Below are 14781 nucleotides of genomic sequence, written 5' to 3' on the forward strand. Positions count from 1 at the left end.
CAGGCTAGGAGACTTTCATGAACGCACAACCCGCAAGCTCCCTGAACGTGGCCGTGGTCGGCGCCGGCGTGATGGGCGCGATGGCCGCGTGGCGGCTGGCGCGGCGCGGCGTGCCGGTCACCCTGTTCGAGCGCCACGCCCCCGCGCACGACCGGGGCGCGGCCGGCGGCGACACCCGCATCTTCCGCGTGGCCTGCAAGGAGGGCGCGGCGCACGTGCCCCTGATCCGCGCCGGCCTGCCGCTGTGGGCCGAGCTGGAAGCCGCGTCCAGCCGCAAGCTGCTGACCCGCACTGGCGTGGCCTCCATCGGCCTGCCCGGACACGACAGCATGCGCGCCACGCTGGCCACCGCCCGCGCACTCGGCCTGCCGCTGGAAGTCCTGGACGGCGGTGCCGCCGCCGCGCGCTATCCCCAGTTCCGTGTCGCGCCCGACGAATGCCTGTACCTGGATCCCGACGGCGGCGTGATCCGCGCCGACCACACGGTGCTGGCGGCCGTGGCGCAGGCCGAATCGCTGGGCGCCCGGCTGCGCGCCGGCGCGGCGGTCCGGGCCCTGGAGCCTGATGCTGACGGCGTCACGCTGCGCACCGACCACGGCCCGGAGCGATACACCCACGTCGTCGCCGCGCCCGGCGGCTGGGGTCACCGCCTGGCGGCGCTGTCCGCGCTGCCGCTGACCCCGCGCCGCATCGCGCTGTCGTGGTTCGCCGCCCCCGACATGACGCCGTTCGCCGGGGACCGCGCCCTGGTCATGATGCGGGTGTTCCCGGACGGCTATTTCAACTGCTTCCCCAGCGCCGACGGCGCCACCCTGAAGGGCAGCTGCAACGCCGGCGGATGGCCGGCGGTGGACGATCCCGACGCCCTGCCCCGCGACCTGCCAGAGGCCGAGCTGGCCCGGCTGCGCGCCGCCGCCGCGCAAAGCCTGCGCGGCATCTACCCCGACCCGGTGCGCGTCGGCATCTACATGGATGCCTTCACGCCGGACGGCGAAGGCCTGCTCGGCCCGCTGGACCCCGCCGGCCGGCTGATCGTCGCCTGCGGCTTCTCGGGCCACGGGTTCAAGTTCGCGCCGGCCATCGGCGAAGCCGCGGCCCGGCTGGTGCTGGAAGGGCGCGCCGGCCTGCCCGTCGCCCATCTCGATCCCACCCGTTATCTGCATTGAGGAATCCCGCGTGGAATACACCAAAACCTACATAGACGGCCGCTGGCAGGCCGCCACCGGACCCGCGACGACCGAAGTGGTCGACAGCTACGCCGAAACGCCCTTCGCCACGCTGCGCGCGAGTTCCGCGGCGGACGTCGATCGCGCGGTCGACGCCGCCCGCCGCGCCTGGCCCGGCTGGTCCGCCCTGCCCGGCGCGCAGCGCGGCGAGCGGCTGCGCGCCGTGGCGGATGCGCTGGAAGCGCGCGCCGACGCGCTGGCCGACGTCATCATGCGCGAGGTCGGCATGCCGGCCAAGCTGGTCAAGCGCATCCAGGTGGCCGCGCCGATCGCGGCCTGGCGCCGCTACGCGGCGCTGTGCGAAGACGCCGGGCGTGTCGCTCGCCTGGGCCACTCGCTGGTCCGCCGCGTGCCGGCCGGCGTGGTCGCTTGCATCACGCCCTGGAACTATCCGCTGCACCAGATCACGGCCAAGGTGGCCGCCGCGATGGCGGCCGGCTGCAGCGTGGTGCTCAAACCCTCTGAAATCGCGCCGCTCAGCGCCTTCCTGCTAGCCGAGGCGATCGCCGAAGCCCGGCTGCCGGGCGGCGTCTTCAACCTGGTCCACGGCGCCGGCCCGGACGTCGGCCAGGCGCTGGTCAGGCATCCCGGCATCGACATGGTGTCCTTCACCGGATCCACCCGCGCCGGACGCGAGATCGGCGCGGCGGCGGGCGCCGGGTTGAAGCGGCTGAGCCTGGAGCTGGGCGGCAAGTCCGCCGCCATCGTGCTGCCGGGCGCCGACCTGGCAACGGCCGTCAAATCCACGCTGGCGAGCGGCTTCCTCAATTCGGGTCAGACCTGCTCGGCGTATACCCGCCTGCTGGTCCCCGCGGCCGATTACGCCCGAGCGTGCGACCTCGCCGGCCAGTACATCGGCGCTTACGCCATGGGGGATCCGGCGGACGCCGCCACCCGGCTGGGGCCGCTGGCCGGCGCCGCGCAGCGCCAGCGGGTCCAGGCCATGCTGGAGCAGGCGCTGGCCGGCGGCGCCCGGATCGTCGCCGGCGGCCCGCAAGCGTGCCCGCCGCCCGCGCGCGGCTATTTCGCGGCCCCGACGGTGCTGGGCTCGGTCGCGCCGGACGCCGCGATTGCGCAGGAGGAGGTCTTCGGCCCCGTGCTGGTGCTGCTGCCCTATGACACGCCCGCCCAGGCGATCGCCATCGCGAACGGCACGCCTTACGGGCTCGCCGCCTCGGTCTGGGGCGCGAGCGCGGAAGAGGCGTATCGCGCCGCTCTGGGCCTGCGGGCCGGCCAGATAGAGATCAACGGCGCCCCCTTCAACCCCGACGCGCCCTTCGGTGGCTTCGGCCAGTCCGGCATGGGCCGCGAGAACGGGCCTCTTGGGCTGGAGGAATTCACCGACACCATCTCCTGCCAGCTTCCGCCCGATTACCCGGGCCTGCACCAGTCCCACGCCTGAAAGGATTCCGCATGGACTACGCCGAACTCCAGTACCAGCGCGACGGCTGGACCGCGCTCATCACGCTGAACCGCCCGCAGCAGATGAACGCATTGACCCGCAGGCTCGAAGCCGAGCTGCGCCACGCCATCGAACGGGCCGGCGTCGACCCCGCCGTGCGCGCCATCGTGCTGACCGGCGCGGGCAGGGCCTTCTGCGCCGGCATGGACATGGCCGAACTGGCGGAACTGCCGCCCGAGGACATCCGCGACCCGGCCCGGATGCGTCCCTTCGACATGAACCGCCGCCCCGATTATCAGACGCGCTATTCGTACCTCCCCGCCTGCCCCAAACCCGTCATCGCGGCGGTCAACGGCGCGGCCGCCGGACTGGGCCTGGTAATGGCGCTCTACAGCGATTTCCGCTACGCCAGCGCGCAGGCCGTCTTCACCACCGCCTTCGCCCGGCGCGGGCTGGTCGCCGAGCACGGCATCGCCTGGATACTTCCGCGCATCGTCGGCCACGCCTGCGCCACCGACATGCTGATGAGCTCGCGCCGCGTCGACGCGGCCGAGGCGCTGCGCATCGGGCTGGTGCACCGGGTCGTGGACGCGGACGCCTTGCTGGAACAGGCCCTGGCGCTCGCCGCCACGCTGGCCACGGAGGTCTCGCCCCGGTCGCTGCGGGTCATGAAGCGCCAGCTGTGGGAAGCGCCGTTCCAGGACCTCGCCGCCGCCGTGCGGCTGGCCAACGACGAGATGGTCGACAGCCTGCGCAGCGCCGACTTCCGGGAAGGCGTCGCGCACTTCGTCGAAAAGCGGCAGGCCGCGTTTACGGGACAGTAAAATGCGGCAGCGGCGACGCCGGCGGCAGCCACGGGGCGCCGGCAGCGCACGCGCCTCGTGAAAGGACATTGCGTGACACAGAACAAGACCATCGCCGCCCAGAAAGCGGAAATCGATCCGCAGGACGACATCCCCACGTCGCTGCGCTTCGAGGAAATGCTCGGCCACAAGAGCCTGGACCGCTCGCTGCCCAAGCGCGAGCGCACCCGTTACCTGTTCCTGACCATCACCGCCCGCTGCGTCCAGGAAGAACCCCAGCGCAATCCTACCGTGGAATTCGTGCTGGACCAGTCCGGCCTGTCGCGCGGCACCTTCTACAACCACTTCAAGGACGTGGACGACTGCATCTTCGAGATGCTCAGCCTGTTCCTGGAATACATCGAATCGGCCCGCGTCAGCAACTCGCGCAACCTGTCCACCTACGAGGCGATCCTCGAAGCGAACGACTGGTATTGCCGCGCCTACGAGGCCAACGCCAACCTGTACGCCGCGGTGCATCGCAACGCGGCGATCACCAAACTGCGCGAAGACCGCAACGCCAACTGGACAATGAAAGTGCTGCACGTGTCCGAGCGGCGCCGCGGCCGCGCGTTCACGAAGCTGCAGCGCCGGGAATACGCGGGCATGATCCGCATCCTGATCACCATGACCATCGATACGCTGCGCGAACGCTTCGTCAACCACGACATGCTGCTGACCGAGGCCTTCCCCACCGCGCGCAGCCTGGCCGCCAAGGTGAGCGATCTCTGGTACCGCACCATGGCGGAATACGAAGCCCTGGACTGACCGCCTCGCGCCCGCCACCCAACTTCAGGACGGTTTCTAAAGCGGCGCCCGCCGCCGCCTCATCCGCGCAAGGCAGCCGCCAGCCCGCGCACCTCGTCCAGCGCCCCGGCGACGCCGCGCTCCGCCAGCACTTCGGCAAGTCGGGAGCCGACGGCCACCAGGTCCGCGTGCCGGCCGACGAGCCGCGCCGCTTCCGGGGAGCGCACTCCGAAGCCGGCGGCGACCGGCAGCCGCGTATGCGCGCGCAGCCGGTCCAGGTCCCGGGCGATGCGGCGCTCGTCCGGCAGCGCCGCGCCGGTCGTGCCGGCCAGCATGATGTGATAGACGAACCCGCTGGCATCGGACAGCAGCCGCGCCAGCCGCGCGTCCTCGGAAGTGGGCGCGGACATGCGGATGAGGTGGATGCCGTGCGCGCGCGCTTCCCGGCCGATCTCGCCGGCATGCTCGATGGGCAGATCGATGATGATCAGCCCGTCCACCCCCGCTGCCGCGGCGTCCGCCATGAAGGCCCCGGCGCCGTGCCGCAGGATGGGGTTCAGGTATCCCATCAGCACCAGCGGCGTATCCTTCTCCGACGCCCGGAAGTCGCGCGCCAGCGCCAGCGTGCGCTTCAAGGTCTGGCCGCCCGCCAGCGCGCGGGCGTTGGCCCGTTGCAGGATGGGACCGTCGGCGACGGGATCGCTGAACGGCATGCCCAGTTCGATCACATCGGCGCCCGCCTCCGGCAGGCCGCGCAACAGCGCCAGGCAGGAACCGGGATCGGGATCGCCCGCCGCGAAGTAGGTCACCAAACCGCTGCGGCCGGATTGGCGCAGCGCCGATAAAGTGTGGTCCAGCCGTGTCATGCCGCTACCTCGCCGAATTGCGTAACCGTGTCCAGGTCCTTGTCGCCGCGCCCGCTCAGGCAGACGACGAGGATCTCGTCGCGCCCCATCCGCGGCGCGAGCTCGCGCACATAGGCGAGCGCATGGGCGCTTTCCAGCGCGGGCAGGATGCCCTCCTTGCGCGTCAGCCAATGAAAGGCGGACACGGCATCCGCGTCCGTCACGGACACGTAGGCCACGCGCCCGCGGTCGTGCAGCAATGCATGCTCTGGGCCCACGCCCGGATAATCGAGCCCAGCCGACACCGAATGCGCGTTCAGGATCTGTCCGTCCTCGTCCTGCAGGTAGTAGCTGCGGCAGCCGTGAAGCACGCCCGCATGGCCCGCGGTGATGCTGGCCGCGTGCGCGCCGCTGGTCAGGCCCAAGCCCCCCGCCTCGACGCCGTATAGCCGCACGCCGTCCGATTCCAGGAAGGGATAGAAGAACCCCATCGCATTGGAGCCTCCGCCCACGCAGGCGACCATGGCGTCCGGCATGCGCCCCGTCTTGGCCATGATTTGCCGACGCGTCTCCTCGCCGATCACTTTCTGGAACTCCCGCACAAGCCAGGGATAGGGATGCGGCCCGGCGCCGGTGCCCAGCAGGTAATACGTGTCGGCGGGGTGCGCGATCCAATCCCGCAAGGCCTCGTTCATCGCATCCTTCAGCGTGGCCGTCCCGGCATGCACGGCGCGCACCTCGGCTCCGAGCATGCGCATCCGCCGCACGTTGACGGCCTGGCGCGCCATGTCTTCCGCCCCCATGTACACCACGCACTCCAGGCCATGCAGGGCGCAGACCGTCGCGGTCGCCACGCCATGCTGCCCGGCGCCCGTTTCCGCGACGATGCGCCGCTTGCCCATGCGGAGCGCGAGCAGGATCTGTCCCAAGCAGTTGTTGATCTTGTGGGCGCCTGTGTGGTTCAGGTCCTCGCGCTTGAGGTACACCTGCGCGCCGCCCAGTTCCCGCGAGATGCCCCGGGCCAGGAACAAGGGGCTGGGACGGCCGACGTAGTCGGCCAGCAGCCCGCGGTAGGCCTGCCAGAAATCCTCGTCAGCCAGCGCCGTCCTGAAGCTGCGTTCTAGCTCGTCCAGCGCGGGAATGAGCGTTTCGGGCATGTAGCGGCCGCCGTAGGGGCCGAATTGGCCGAGGCTGTCGGGAACGGCCGGATGGGTGGATGATGGCATGGATCGCTGGTTCCGTGGCAATAATGCGAGATTCATGCTTATGCTATCTTCATGAAAAACATATTTGAATCAATGATTTGTTTAGCAATAGTGTAAGTACGGCTAACATCATCGCCATGAGACGCCTCCCTTCCCTCAATGCGCTGCGGTTCTTCGACGGCGCGGCCCGTCATTCAAGCTTCACGCTGGCGGCGAAAGAACTTTGCGTTACCCATAGCGCGGTCAGCCAACAGGTCCGGCAACTGGAAGAATGGCTCGGTTGTCCGCTCTTCGAACGCCGCCCGGGCGGCGTCCACGTGACGGCGGCAGGCATGGACTTGCAACGCGCCACCCAGGAAGCGTTCGACCTGCTCGAACGCCGCTGCGATGAACTCAAGCGCAGCTCGCAGCCGGCCGAACTGGCCGTAGGGGCGCCTGCCAGCTTCCTGTCCAACTGGCTCATTCCCCGGCTGGAACGCTTCGAGGCCCTGCATCCGGATATCCGGATCAGGCTGCAAACGGCGGCAGACCCGGCCCTGCTGAATACCCAGCGGGTCGACGCTCTGATCCTGGCCGGCCGCGGCTGGCCGGGCGAATGGGCCGTCACCCCGCTCTTCGCGGAAACCATCGGCCCCGTCTGCGCCCCTGCCTGGGCCGATCGCATCCGGCAGCCGGCCGACGTCCTGGACGCTCCGCTGCTGCACACCACATCCCGGCCCGACGCCTGGCAGGACTGGGCGGCGCGCCAGGGCCTCGCGCTGGCCGCCAGGCAGCCCGGGCGCGAATTCGACCACCTGGGCCATATGCTCGAAGCCGCGGCCGCCGGCTTGGGCATCGCCATTGCCCCGTCGGTGCTGGTCGAAGCCGACCTGCACCGAGGACGGCTGGCCGCGCCGCTGGGCTTCGTCGAAAGCGGCGCGGCCTTCAGCCTGTGCACGCGCAAGGATCCGGCACGCGCTGACGCCTCGCTGGAACGGCTGCGCGGCTGGCTGCTGGAGAGCGCAGGCTAGCGCCGCGCGGGGCGGCTATCCGGCCCCATATCCCGTCAACAGCCCGGCGTCCGTCGCCGCTATACTTTTCGACTCGTTAATTCCCTGCCGCGCGACGCCTTTTCTGCCGCGCCCTGTTATGCACGTTCTGAAGGCCTTGCTGCGCCCCGTTGGCCAGGCGCTATTCGCTACCCTCGCGGTCCTGCTCTCCCATCAAGCATTCGCATCCCCTCCCACGCTCGCGCAATGCCACGGCATCAAGGATCTGGCGTTCGTTGCCCACCTGGATGACGATCTGCTGTTCATGAATCCGGACATCGCCTCCAACATCGAGGCGGGCGGCTGCGTGCGCGTGGTCTACCTGACCGCCAGCGACGCGGGCGAAGGCGAAAGCTACATGCTGGGCCGCGAGCGCGGCGTGCGCGCCGCCTATGCCTACATGGCGCGCGAACCCGACGTCTGGAAAGAAGATGCCGGCACCGCCGGAGGACACCATTTCGCGCGCTTCACGCTGCAGGGCAATCCGCGCGTCCAGCTCTGGCACATGCGCCTGAAGGACCCCTGGCTGGGCAAGGGCTGGGGCAGCCTGACGCCGCTGAGCCGCACCGAATCGGAACCCGGGCAAAGCGTCGAAACGCTGGGCCCCTACGCCGAGTCCTACACGCGCGAACAACTGATCGGCACCCTGGCGGACGTGATCCGCCAGTACGCCCCCACCACGGTGCGCCACCTGGACGACACGATCGCGGTGCCCTACACGCAACTGTGCTGGCGTTGCGCCGGCCATGGCCATCCGGACCATATCGCCAGCGCGCGGCTGGTGCGCGAAGCCATGGTCCGCGTCCCGGGCAACTACGCCGAGACGGGCTACATCGACTACCCAAGCCAGGAACGCGCCAGCAACCTCACCGACACGGAGATCGCCAGCAAGTCGGTGATCTTCCAGCACTACGCCTGGAACGACTATCACTATTGCGCCGGGCCCACCGGCTGCAAGGAGCCCGCTGGGCCGGCCGCCGCCTGGGTACAGCGGGCGTACTACGTATCGCGCCAGGACATGACGCCGCAGCTGTACCCGGACGGCCGCGGCGGCCTCGTGGTGTTCGCCGCCGGAGAAACCAATGCCGCAGTCAACCGCTGGGATTCCGGCCAGCGCCGCTGGCAGAGCCTGGGCGGGCGCACCAGCGGGCCGCTGGTCTCGTTCACCCACGCCGACGGCACCGCCGGCCTGATGGCGCGCGATCCGCTGGGCGGCGTGTGGGCGAACAAGCAGCGCCACGACGGCACCTGGCAAGGCTGGCAGGCGCTGGGCGGCGTGCGGGTGACGCAGATCCCGGCCGTGGCCCCGCGCGGGGAAGCCGCCGCCGTGGCGCTGGGCTACGACGACCGGCTTCACTGGATCGCGCCTTCCGGCATCGACGGCGGCTGGAGCACCTGGCAGGACCTGCCTCTGCTCGAAGGCGCCACCGGCGGCCCCGCCGCGGCGCGTGGCTCCGATGGGCGCTACGTCGTCTTCGCGATCACGTCCAAGGGCGAACTCTTCTATACGCGCCAATTGCCGGCCGCCAAAGGGCATCGTCCCGAATGGCAAGGATGGCGCCCCGTGCCGGCGCCGACTGCCGCGGGCGGCCTGGCCGCGATCCGCGACCATGAAAACCGCATCGAGCTCTATTTCCGCCAGCGCGCCAACAATCATCTGACCCGGCTGCTGGAGACCGGCGACACCACCGATCTCGACATGGATTGGAGCGCCCCCGCCGACCTCGGCGTGCCCTATATCGGACGCCCGGCCATCGGCGCAGACGCCCAGGGCAACGTCGTGCTCGCCATCCTGGAGCGTGCGGGCGGCCAGCTCTGGCTCGTCGAACACGGCAAACCCGCGAAGCTGGACGCAGAAGCCGCTTCGCCGCCCGCGATCAACATCATCGACGGCACGCTGTACGTTGTCGCGCGCACCACTGGCGGACAGCAACGCTACCAAGTGCTCTCGCGCCATAGCGGCGCCTGGGCTGCAAGCCTGACTCTGGACGGCGTGCCGTCCAGCGGCGGCAGCGCGTTCGCGGCCGTGGCCGCGCGCCCCTCGGATCTGCCCAACCTGGGCGCCAATGACGCCAACCACGCGGCGGTAGTGCGCCCCGCCGTCGGCGCCCCCGGCTCGCTGACCGTGGAACGCATGCCGACGCAAGCCTCGCGTACGGCCGCCCCGACCTCGGTGCAGTGACATGAAGGCGCTGGCCGCAGGCACGGCCGGCGCCCGCTCGCCCCCTAGGCCAGGCCCTTCGGCTTCAGGCCGGATCGCGCACCGGAGAGCCCTGCCGCCTGGCGCCTTCCCGCAGGCCCGCGGCCCGCAACGCGGCGCCGCCGCGCCGTCTTCATGGCTTCGCGTCCGCCCCCTTCCGGCGCCCGCCCTTTCCGCTCGTCCGCCAGCCGCCTGCGCTTGTCCCTCGCCATGCGCTTGGCGTGCGCGGTCAATGCCGCCGCAAGCGCGACCAGCCGGTCTTCATCCAGGCGCTCGGCGTCGACCAGATCCTCGTCCGCGTCCTTCAGCGCGATAAGCAGATCGTCGATCTTCAGGTGCAGCGCCCGATCGTTCTTGTTCTGGCTCTGCTGGATGAGGAACACCATGAGAAAGGTCACGATGGTCGTGCCGGTGTTTATCACCAGCTGCCAGCTCTCGGAGTATCCGGAAACCGGACCGGTCAGGGCCCATGCCGCCACCACGCCGACCGCAAGGCCAAACGCGATCGAGGACCCCGCCCACGCCGTGACCGCCGCGGCGAAGTGATCGAAATAGGTCGCGACGGATTTGCCCGGCGATCGCGGCGAACCATTTCTTCGGGCACGGGACGCGTCCATGTTTCCTCCGGGACGTAACGGCACCGATCGCTTGCAGCAAGCGCCGTGCCCGCGCGCATCCGCCGCGGCCGATTGCGAGCTCCGGTTCAGGTTAACGTAACCAAGCGAGTCCGAGAATGGAACCCATAAGGTCCATAAAAGGAGACATCATCATGTCTCGGAGACTATTGCATGCGCTGCCCGCGCTGGCCCTCGTCCTCTCCGCAGGCGCGGTCGCAGCCCCCGAAGCGCCGGACATCGTGCTCGGCGCCTCCATCCAACTCACCGGCCCCGTCGCCAACACCGGACGCTACTATCGCGACGCCTACCAGATCGCGGTGGATCAGATAAACGCCGCGGGCGGCGTGAAGATCGGCGGAGCGGCCCACAAGCTGGCGCTCAAGATCTACGACAACCAATCGGACGTGAACCTGAGCGTGCGCCAATACACGCAGCTCGTCACCCAGGACAAGGTCAATCTGCTGCTGGGCCCCTTCGCCAGCAACTTCGCGCTGGCCGATTCCGCCGTATCGGAGAAGTACAAGGTGCCCATGGTCCAGGGCGGCGGTGCGTCGGACCAGATCTTCTCGCGCAAGTTCAAGTACATATTCGGCACCTTGGCGCCCGCCAGCAATTACTTCGGCAGCACGGTCGAAATGCTCAAGGCGCTCAAGCCGGTGCCGGCCAGCGTTGCGCTGCTGTACGCGGACGATTCGTTCGACGTATCGGTCGCCCAGGGAACGCGCCCCCTGCTGAAAGCGGCCGGGCTGCATGTCGCGATGGACGAACGCTACAGCACCAACGCAACGGACTTCAACTCGCTGCTGTCGCAGATAAAAAGCAAGAAGGTGGACGCGGTCCTGGTGGCCGGACACGAGACGGAGATCCTGAATTTCGTGCGCCAGGCCAAGAGCCTCGCCGTCGCGCCCAAGATGTATTCGTTCACGGTCGGCGTGCCCTCGGAGGATTTCCGCAAGGCGCTTGGCGCCGATGCGGACTATGCCTTCGGCATGACCGCCTGGCTGCCGTCGGCAGCGCTGAAAGACCGCTGGTTCGGCGACGCCGAACAGTTTGCGCGGGCCTACAAGGCGAAGTACGGCTATGACCCGGACTACCACGCGGCCTCCGGCGTGGCCGACGTCGAAGCTCTGGCGCAGGCCATGGAGAGCGCCGGCAGCATGGATCCGCAGAAGGTGCGCGACGCCCTGGCCAAGACCCGCTTCGACAGCCTGTACGGCCCGATCGCCTTCAACGCCCATGGGCAGATCGACCTGCCGCAGGTGGTGATCCAGGTGCAGGGCGACAAGCTGGCGGAGGTCTACGGCGCCAAGGGCTTCATCACGCAGCCCAAGTATCCGATGCCGGCCTGGAACGCGCGATAGGCGGCCCGCAAGAGGCTCAGGGATCATGCGATGGACCTGTTCGCGCAAATCCTCGTCAACGGCATACTGCTCGGCGGACTGTATGCCGTGATGGCCCAGGGCCTGGCGCTGGTCTGGGGCGTGCTGAACATCGTCAACCTCGCTCACGGCGCGTTCATCATGCTGGGCGCGTACGCGTCCTGGTACCTGTACACGGACCTGGGCGTGGATCCCTTCCTGGGCCTGCCCGTGACGGCCGCCGCCCTGTTCGCCGTGGGCTACCTGCTGCAGCGCGGTCTGTTGAATCTCATCGTGCGAGCGCCCATGTTCAACACGCTGCTCATCACCTTCGGACTGGAGGTCGTGCTGACCTACTTGGCGCAGCTGGCATTCTCGGCGGACTTCCGTACCATCAACCCTCCCTATGCGGGCGACAGCTACGTCCTCGGCCCGGTGACGCTGCCCATGGCGCGGCTGGCGGCCTTCGGCGTGGCGCTGGCGTTGACCTTCGGCATGTGGCTGTTCCTTCTGCACAGCCGCCTGGGCCGCGCCATCCGCGCCACCGCGCAGAACCTGGTGGCCGCGCGCCTCTACGGCGTCGAGCCGCGCCATCTCTATGCGGTCACATTCGGGCTGAGCCTGGCGCTGGCGGGCGCGGCCGGCGGGCTATACGGGACCGTCTCGCAGATCAATCCCTACATCGGAGCGACGCTGACCGCGAAGTGCTTCGCCATTTCCATCATCGGCGGGCTGGACAATCCCCTGGGCGTCATGGTGGGCGGCCTGTTCCTGGGCATCGTCGAATCGCTGACCACACTGTATGTGGGGCCCACGTTCGCCGACGTCGCCAGCTTCGGCATCCTTGTGCTGGTGCTGTTCCTGCGGCCCAGCGGGCTTCTGGGCAGAGCGGCATGAAGGCCGCACGCGCCATCCTCACGCTGGCGGCAGTGGCCGCGCTGGCCGGCGTGCCCTGGTACGGATCGGACGTGCTGGTGCAGTTCGGCATCAATACCCTGCTGCTGGCCGTGCTCGCGCAAGGCTGGAACATCATCGGCGGATACACCGGCTACGCGTCCTTCGGCAATTCCGTTTTCTATGGGCTGGGCAGTTACGGCGTGGCCATCGCCATGGTGCAGTGGGAACTTCCCTTCGCGGTCGGCCTGGCGTTCGGCGTAGCGCTGGCCGTGGCCTTCGCCTTGCTGCTGGGCCTGCCGGTGCTGCGGCTGCGCGGCCATTACTTCGCCATCGCCACCCTCGCGCTCGCGCAGGTCATGACGGCCATCGTTTCGAACATCGAACTGGCCGGCCAGAACATCGGCCTGGTGCTGCCTCCGCTCAACAACGATCCGCTCTTCTACGAGCTGTCGCTCGGCCTGCTAGTGCTGGCGACGCTGACCATCGCCTGGCTGACGCGCAGCAAATTCGGCTTCGGCCTGATCGCGATCCGAGAGAATGAAGAAGGCGCGGCCGTCATGGGAGTGAACACCACCCTGTACAAAGTGGCGGCGTTCGCGCTGTCCGGCGTGTTCAGCGCGCTGGCCGGCGGCATCCACGCCTATTGGATCACCTTCCTGGACCCCGAAAGCGCCTTCGACATCGGGCTGAACGTCAAGATGATCATCATGGCCGTGTTCGGCGGCGCGGGCACCATACTGGGCCCCGTCGTGGGCGCCTTTTCGCTGTCGGCCATATCCGAACTGCTGTCCAGCGAGATAACCAGCGCCGCGGGCCTCTTCTTCGGCGCGGTGATCGTGGCCGCGGTCGTGCTGATGCCGCGCGGGCTGACCGATCTGCTGCGCCGCTACCGGAAGTCGGGATGGCGCTACTTCATCGAAAACATACGGGCGCACAGGTTATGACCGCGATCCTGGAAATCCGCAACGTCACGCGGCGCTTCGCCGGGCTGGTGGCCGTGAACCAGGTCAGCTTCACGCTGGGCGAGGGCGAAATCCTGGGCCTCATCGGCCCCAACGGCGCCGGCAAGACCACGCTGGTGAGCCTGATCAGCGGCACGCTCCAACCCACTCATGGCGAAATCCTCTACCAGGGCAAGCAGATCGGCAATCTGGCCGCCTACCGCCGAGCCCGGCTGGGCATCGGCCGGACTTTCCAGATCATGCGCCCCTTCCCCGGCCTGTCCGTGCTGGACAATGTCGCGGTCGGCGCGCTGTTCGGCCGCGGCGGCGGCCAGCCCGACCTGACGAAAGCGCGCGAACAGGCCCGCGCCTGCCTGGACTTCGTCGGACTGGGCCGCGCCGCGGGCCAGCGCGCCGAGGATCTCGGCGGCCCGGGCCGCAAGCGGCTGGAACTGGCCAAGGCGCTGGCCATGCAGCCGCGGATATTGCTCTGCGACGAGGTCATGGCGGGGCTGAACCTGGTCGAGATCGACGAAGTCATCGAGGTAATCCGCAAGGTGCGCGCCACCGGCATCAGCGTGCTGGTCATCGAACACGTCATCAAGGCCATCAAGAGCCTGTCGGACCGCCTGCTGGTACTGCACCACGGCGAGAAAATCGCCGACGGCGCTCCGGACGACGTGCTGGCCAATGCGGAAGTCGTGCAGGCCTACCTGGGCAGGCAGCGCGCATGAACGAGATCGCGGCTCCGCTGCTCAAGGTGGAAGGCCTGGGCGCCGGCTATGGGGAACTGCCGGTGCTGCACGACGTATCGCTGGAAGTCCGGCGCGCCGAGATCGTGGCGCTGGTAGGCAGCAACGGCGCCGGCAAGACCACGCTGCTGCGCGCGCTGTCGCGCGTGCTGCCCAGTACCGGCAGCATCGTGATGCACGGACGCCAGCTGTCGCAGGCCACGCCCGACCAGGCCTTCGCGGCCGGCATGGTCCAGGTTCCCGAGGGCCGCCAGCTCTTCGACCGCATGACGGTGCAGGACAATCTGCTCATGGGCGCCTACCGGCGCGCCGCCAAGGCCGATGTCGCGCGCGACCTGGAAAAAGTCTACGGCTTCTTTCCACGGCTTTCGGAAAGGCGCAGGCAGCTGGCCGGCAGCATGTCCGGCGGCGAACAGCAGATGTGCGCGATGGCGCGCGCGCTGATGGCCGCGCCCGTGCTCATGATGATCGACGAGATGAGCCTGGGCCTGGCGCCCGTCGTGGTCGAACAACTGATGGGCGTCCTGGCCGACATCCGGGACGAAGGCGTCACGGTGCTGCTCGTCGAGCAGGACGTCCACCTTGCGCTGTCGGGCGCCGACCGCGGCTACGTCATGGAGACCGGCCGCATCGTGCACAGCGGCCCGGCGGCATCGCTATTGAACGATCCGAAGGTGCGGCAGGCGTATCTGGGGGTGTGACGCCTGCGCGGACCCGCGCC

14 protein-coding genes are annotated in these 14781 nt (G+C 69.0%); 11 read left to right on the forward strand and 3 right to left on the reverse strand.

Annotation, left to right across the window (positions count from 1 at the left end; all coding sequences use genetic code 11):
* Window positions 1-17: 17 nt before the first annotated feature.
* The 4 genes from solA to JL37_RS18880 all read left to right on the forward strand — a co-directional run bounded on the left by solA (window position 18) and on the right by JL37_RS18880 (window position 4238).
* Window positions 18-1166: an N-methyl-L-tryptophan oxidase gene (gene solA / locus JL37_RS18865; protein ID WP_043546096.1), complete on the forward strand. Its 1149-nt coding sequence runs from the start codon at window positions 18-20 to the stop codon at window positions 1164-1166.
* Window positions 1167-1176: 10 nt separating this feature from the next.
* On the forward strand, window positions 1177-2628 hold the full coding sequence (locus JL37_RS18870) for an aldehyde dehydrogenase family protein (protein ID WP_043546097.1): 1452 nt from the start codon (window positions 1177-1179) through the stop codon (window positions 2626-2628).
* An 11-nt stretch (window positions 2629-2639) separates the two neighbouring features.
* On the forward strand, window positions 2640-3452 hold the full coding sequence (locus JL37_RS18875) for an enoyl-CoA hydratase (protein ID WP_043546098.1): 813 nt from the start codon (window positions 2640-2642) through the stop codon (window positions 3450-3452).
* A gap of 72 nt (window positions 3453-3524) precedes the next feature.
* A complete protein-coding gene (locus tag JL37_RS18880; RefSeq protein ID WP_043546099.1) occupies window positions 3525-4238 on the forward strand; it encodes a TetR/AcrR family transcriptional regulator in 714 nt (237 codons plus the stop codon).
* A 59-nt stretch (window positions 4239-4297) separates the two neighbouring features.
* Here JL37_RS18880 and trpA read toward each other — a convergent pair whose 3' ends face one another.
* The gene (gene trpA, locus JL37_RS18885) at window positions 4298-5083 is read right to left on the reverse strand and encodes a tryptophan synthase subunit alpha (protein WP_043546100.1); all 786 of its coding nucleotides are present in this window, start codon (window positions 5081-5083) and stop codon (window positions 4298-4300) included.
* A complete protein-coding gene (trpB, locus tag JL37_RS18890) occupies window positions 5080-6288 on the reverse strand; it encodes a tryptophan synthase subunit beta (protein WP_043546101.1) in 1209 nt (402 codons plus the stop codon). Before trpB ends, trpA begins: the two co-directional genes overlap by 4 nt.
* Before the next feature lie 116 nt (window positions 6289-6404).
* Here trpB and JL37_RS18895 point away from each other — a divergent pair, with 116 nt between their 5' ends.
* Complete coding sequence (locus JL37_RS18895) at window positions 6405-7277, forward strand: LysR substrate-binding domain-containing protein (RefSeq protein ID WP_043546102.1); 873 nt, start codon at window positions 6405-6407, stop codon at window positions 7275-7277.
* A gap of 118 nt (window positions 7278-7395) precedes the next feature.
* Complete coding sequence (locus tag JL37_RS18900; protein ID WP_043546103.1) at window positions 7396-9477, forward strand: PIG-L family deacetylase; 2082 nt, start codon at window positions 7396-7398, stop codon at window positions 9475-9477.
* 44 nt (window positions 9478-9521) lie between these two features.
* On the opposite strand, the gene JL37_RS30095 is transcribed toward JL37_RS18900, so the two are convergent.
* Window positions 9522-10112, reverse strand: coding sequence for a low affinity iron permease family protein (locus tag JL37_RS30095; RefSeq protein WP_081955117.1), 591 nt, complete (start codon window positions 10110-10112; stop codon window positions 9522-9524).
* A gap of 152 nt (window positions 10113-10264) precedes the next feature.
* Between JL37_RS30095 and JL37_RS18910 the strand changes: the two genes are divergently transcribed.
* Genes JL37_RS18910 through JL37_RS18930 form a run of 5 tightly spaced genes read left to right on the forward strand, consistent with a single transcriptional unit; the run spans window position 10265 to window position 14761 of the window.
* Entirely contained in the window at window positions 10265-11473 is a 1209-nt protein-coding gene (locus tag JL37_RS18910; RefSeq protein WP_043546104.1) for an amino acid ABC transporter substrate-binding protein, read from the forward strand.
* 30 nt (window positions 11474-11503) lie between these two features.
* The gene (locus JL37_RS18915) at window positions 11504-12367 is read left to right on the forward strand and encodes a branched-chain amino acid ABC transporter permease (RefSeq protein WP_043546105.1); all 864 of its coding nucleotides are present in this window, start codon (window positions 11504-11506) and stop codon (window positions 12365-12367) included.
* Window positions 12364-13311, forward strand: a complete 948-nt coding sequence (locus tag JL37_RS18920; RefSeq protein ID WP_043546106.1) for a branched-chain amino acid ABC transporter permease — start codon at window positions 12364-12366, stop codon at window positions 13309-13311. The genes JL37_RS18915 and JL37_RS18920 overlap by 4 nt, the downstream gene beginning before the upstream one ends.
* Window positions 13308-14042, forward strand: a complete 735-nt coding sequence (locus JL37_RS18925) for an ABC transporter ATP-binding protein (RefSeq protein WP_043546107.1) — start codon at window positions 13308-13310, stop codon at window positions 14040-14042. The genes JL37_RS18920 and JL37_RS18925 overlap by 4 nt, the downstream gene beginning before the upstream one ends.
* A complete protein-coding gene (locus tag JL37_RS18930) occupies window positions 14039-14761 on the forward strand; it encodes an ABC transporter ATP-binding protein (RefSeq protein WP_043546108.1) in 723 nt (240 codons plus the stop codon). The genes JL37_RS18925 and JL37_RS18930 overlap by 4 nt, the downstream gene beginning before the upstream one ends.
* Window positions 14762-14781: the final 20 nt, after the last annotated feature.

The sequence above is a fragment of the Achromobacter sp. RTa genome, from assembly GCF_000757485.1.
In the GTDB taxonomy this organism is placed as follows: domain Bacteria; phylum Pseudomonadota; class Gammaproteobacteria; order Burkholderiales; family Burkholderiaceae_B; genus Achromobacter.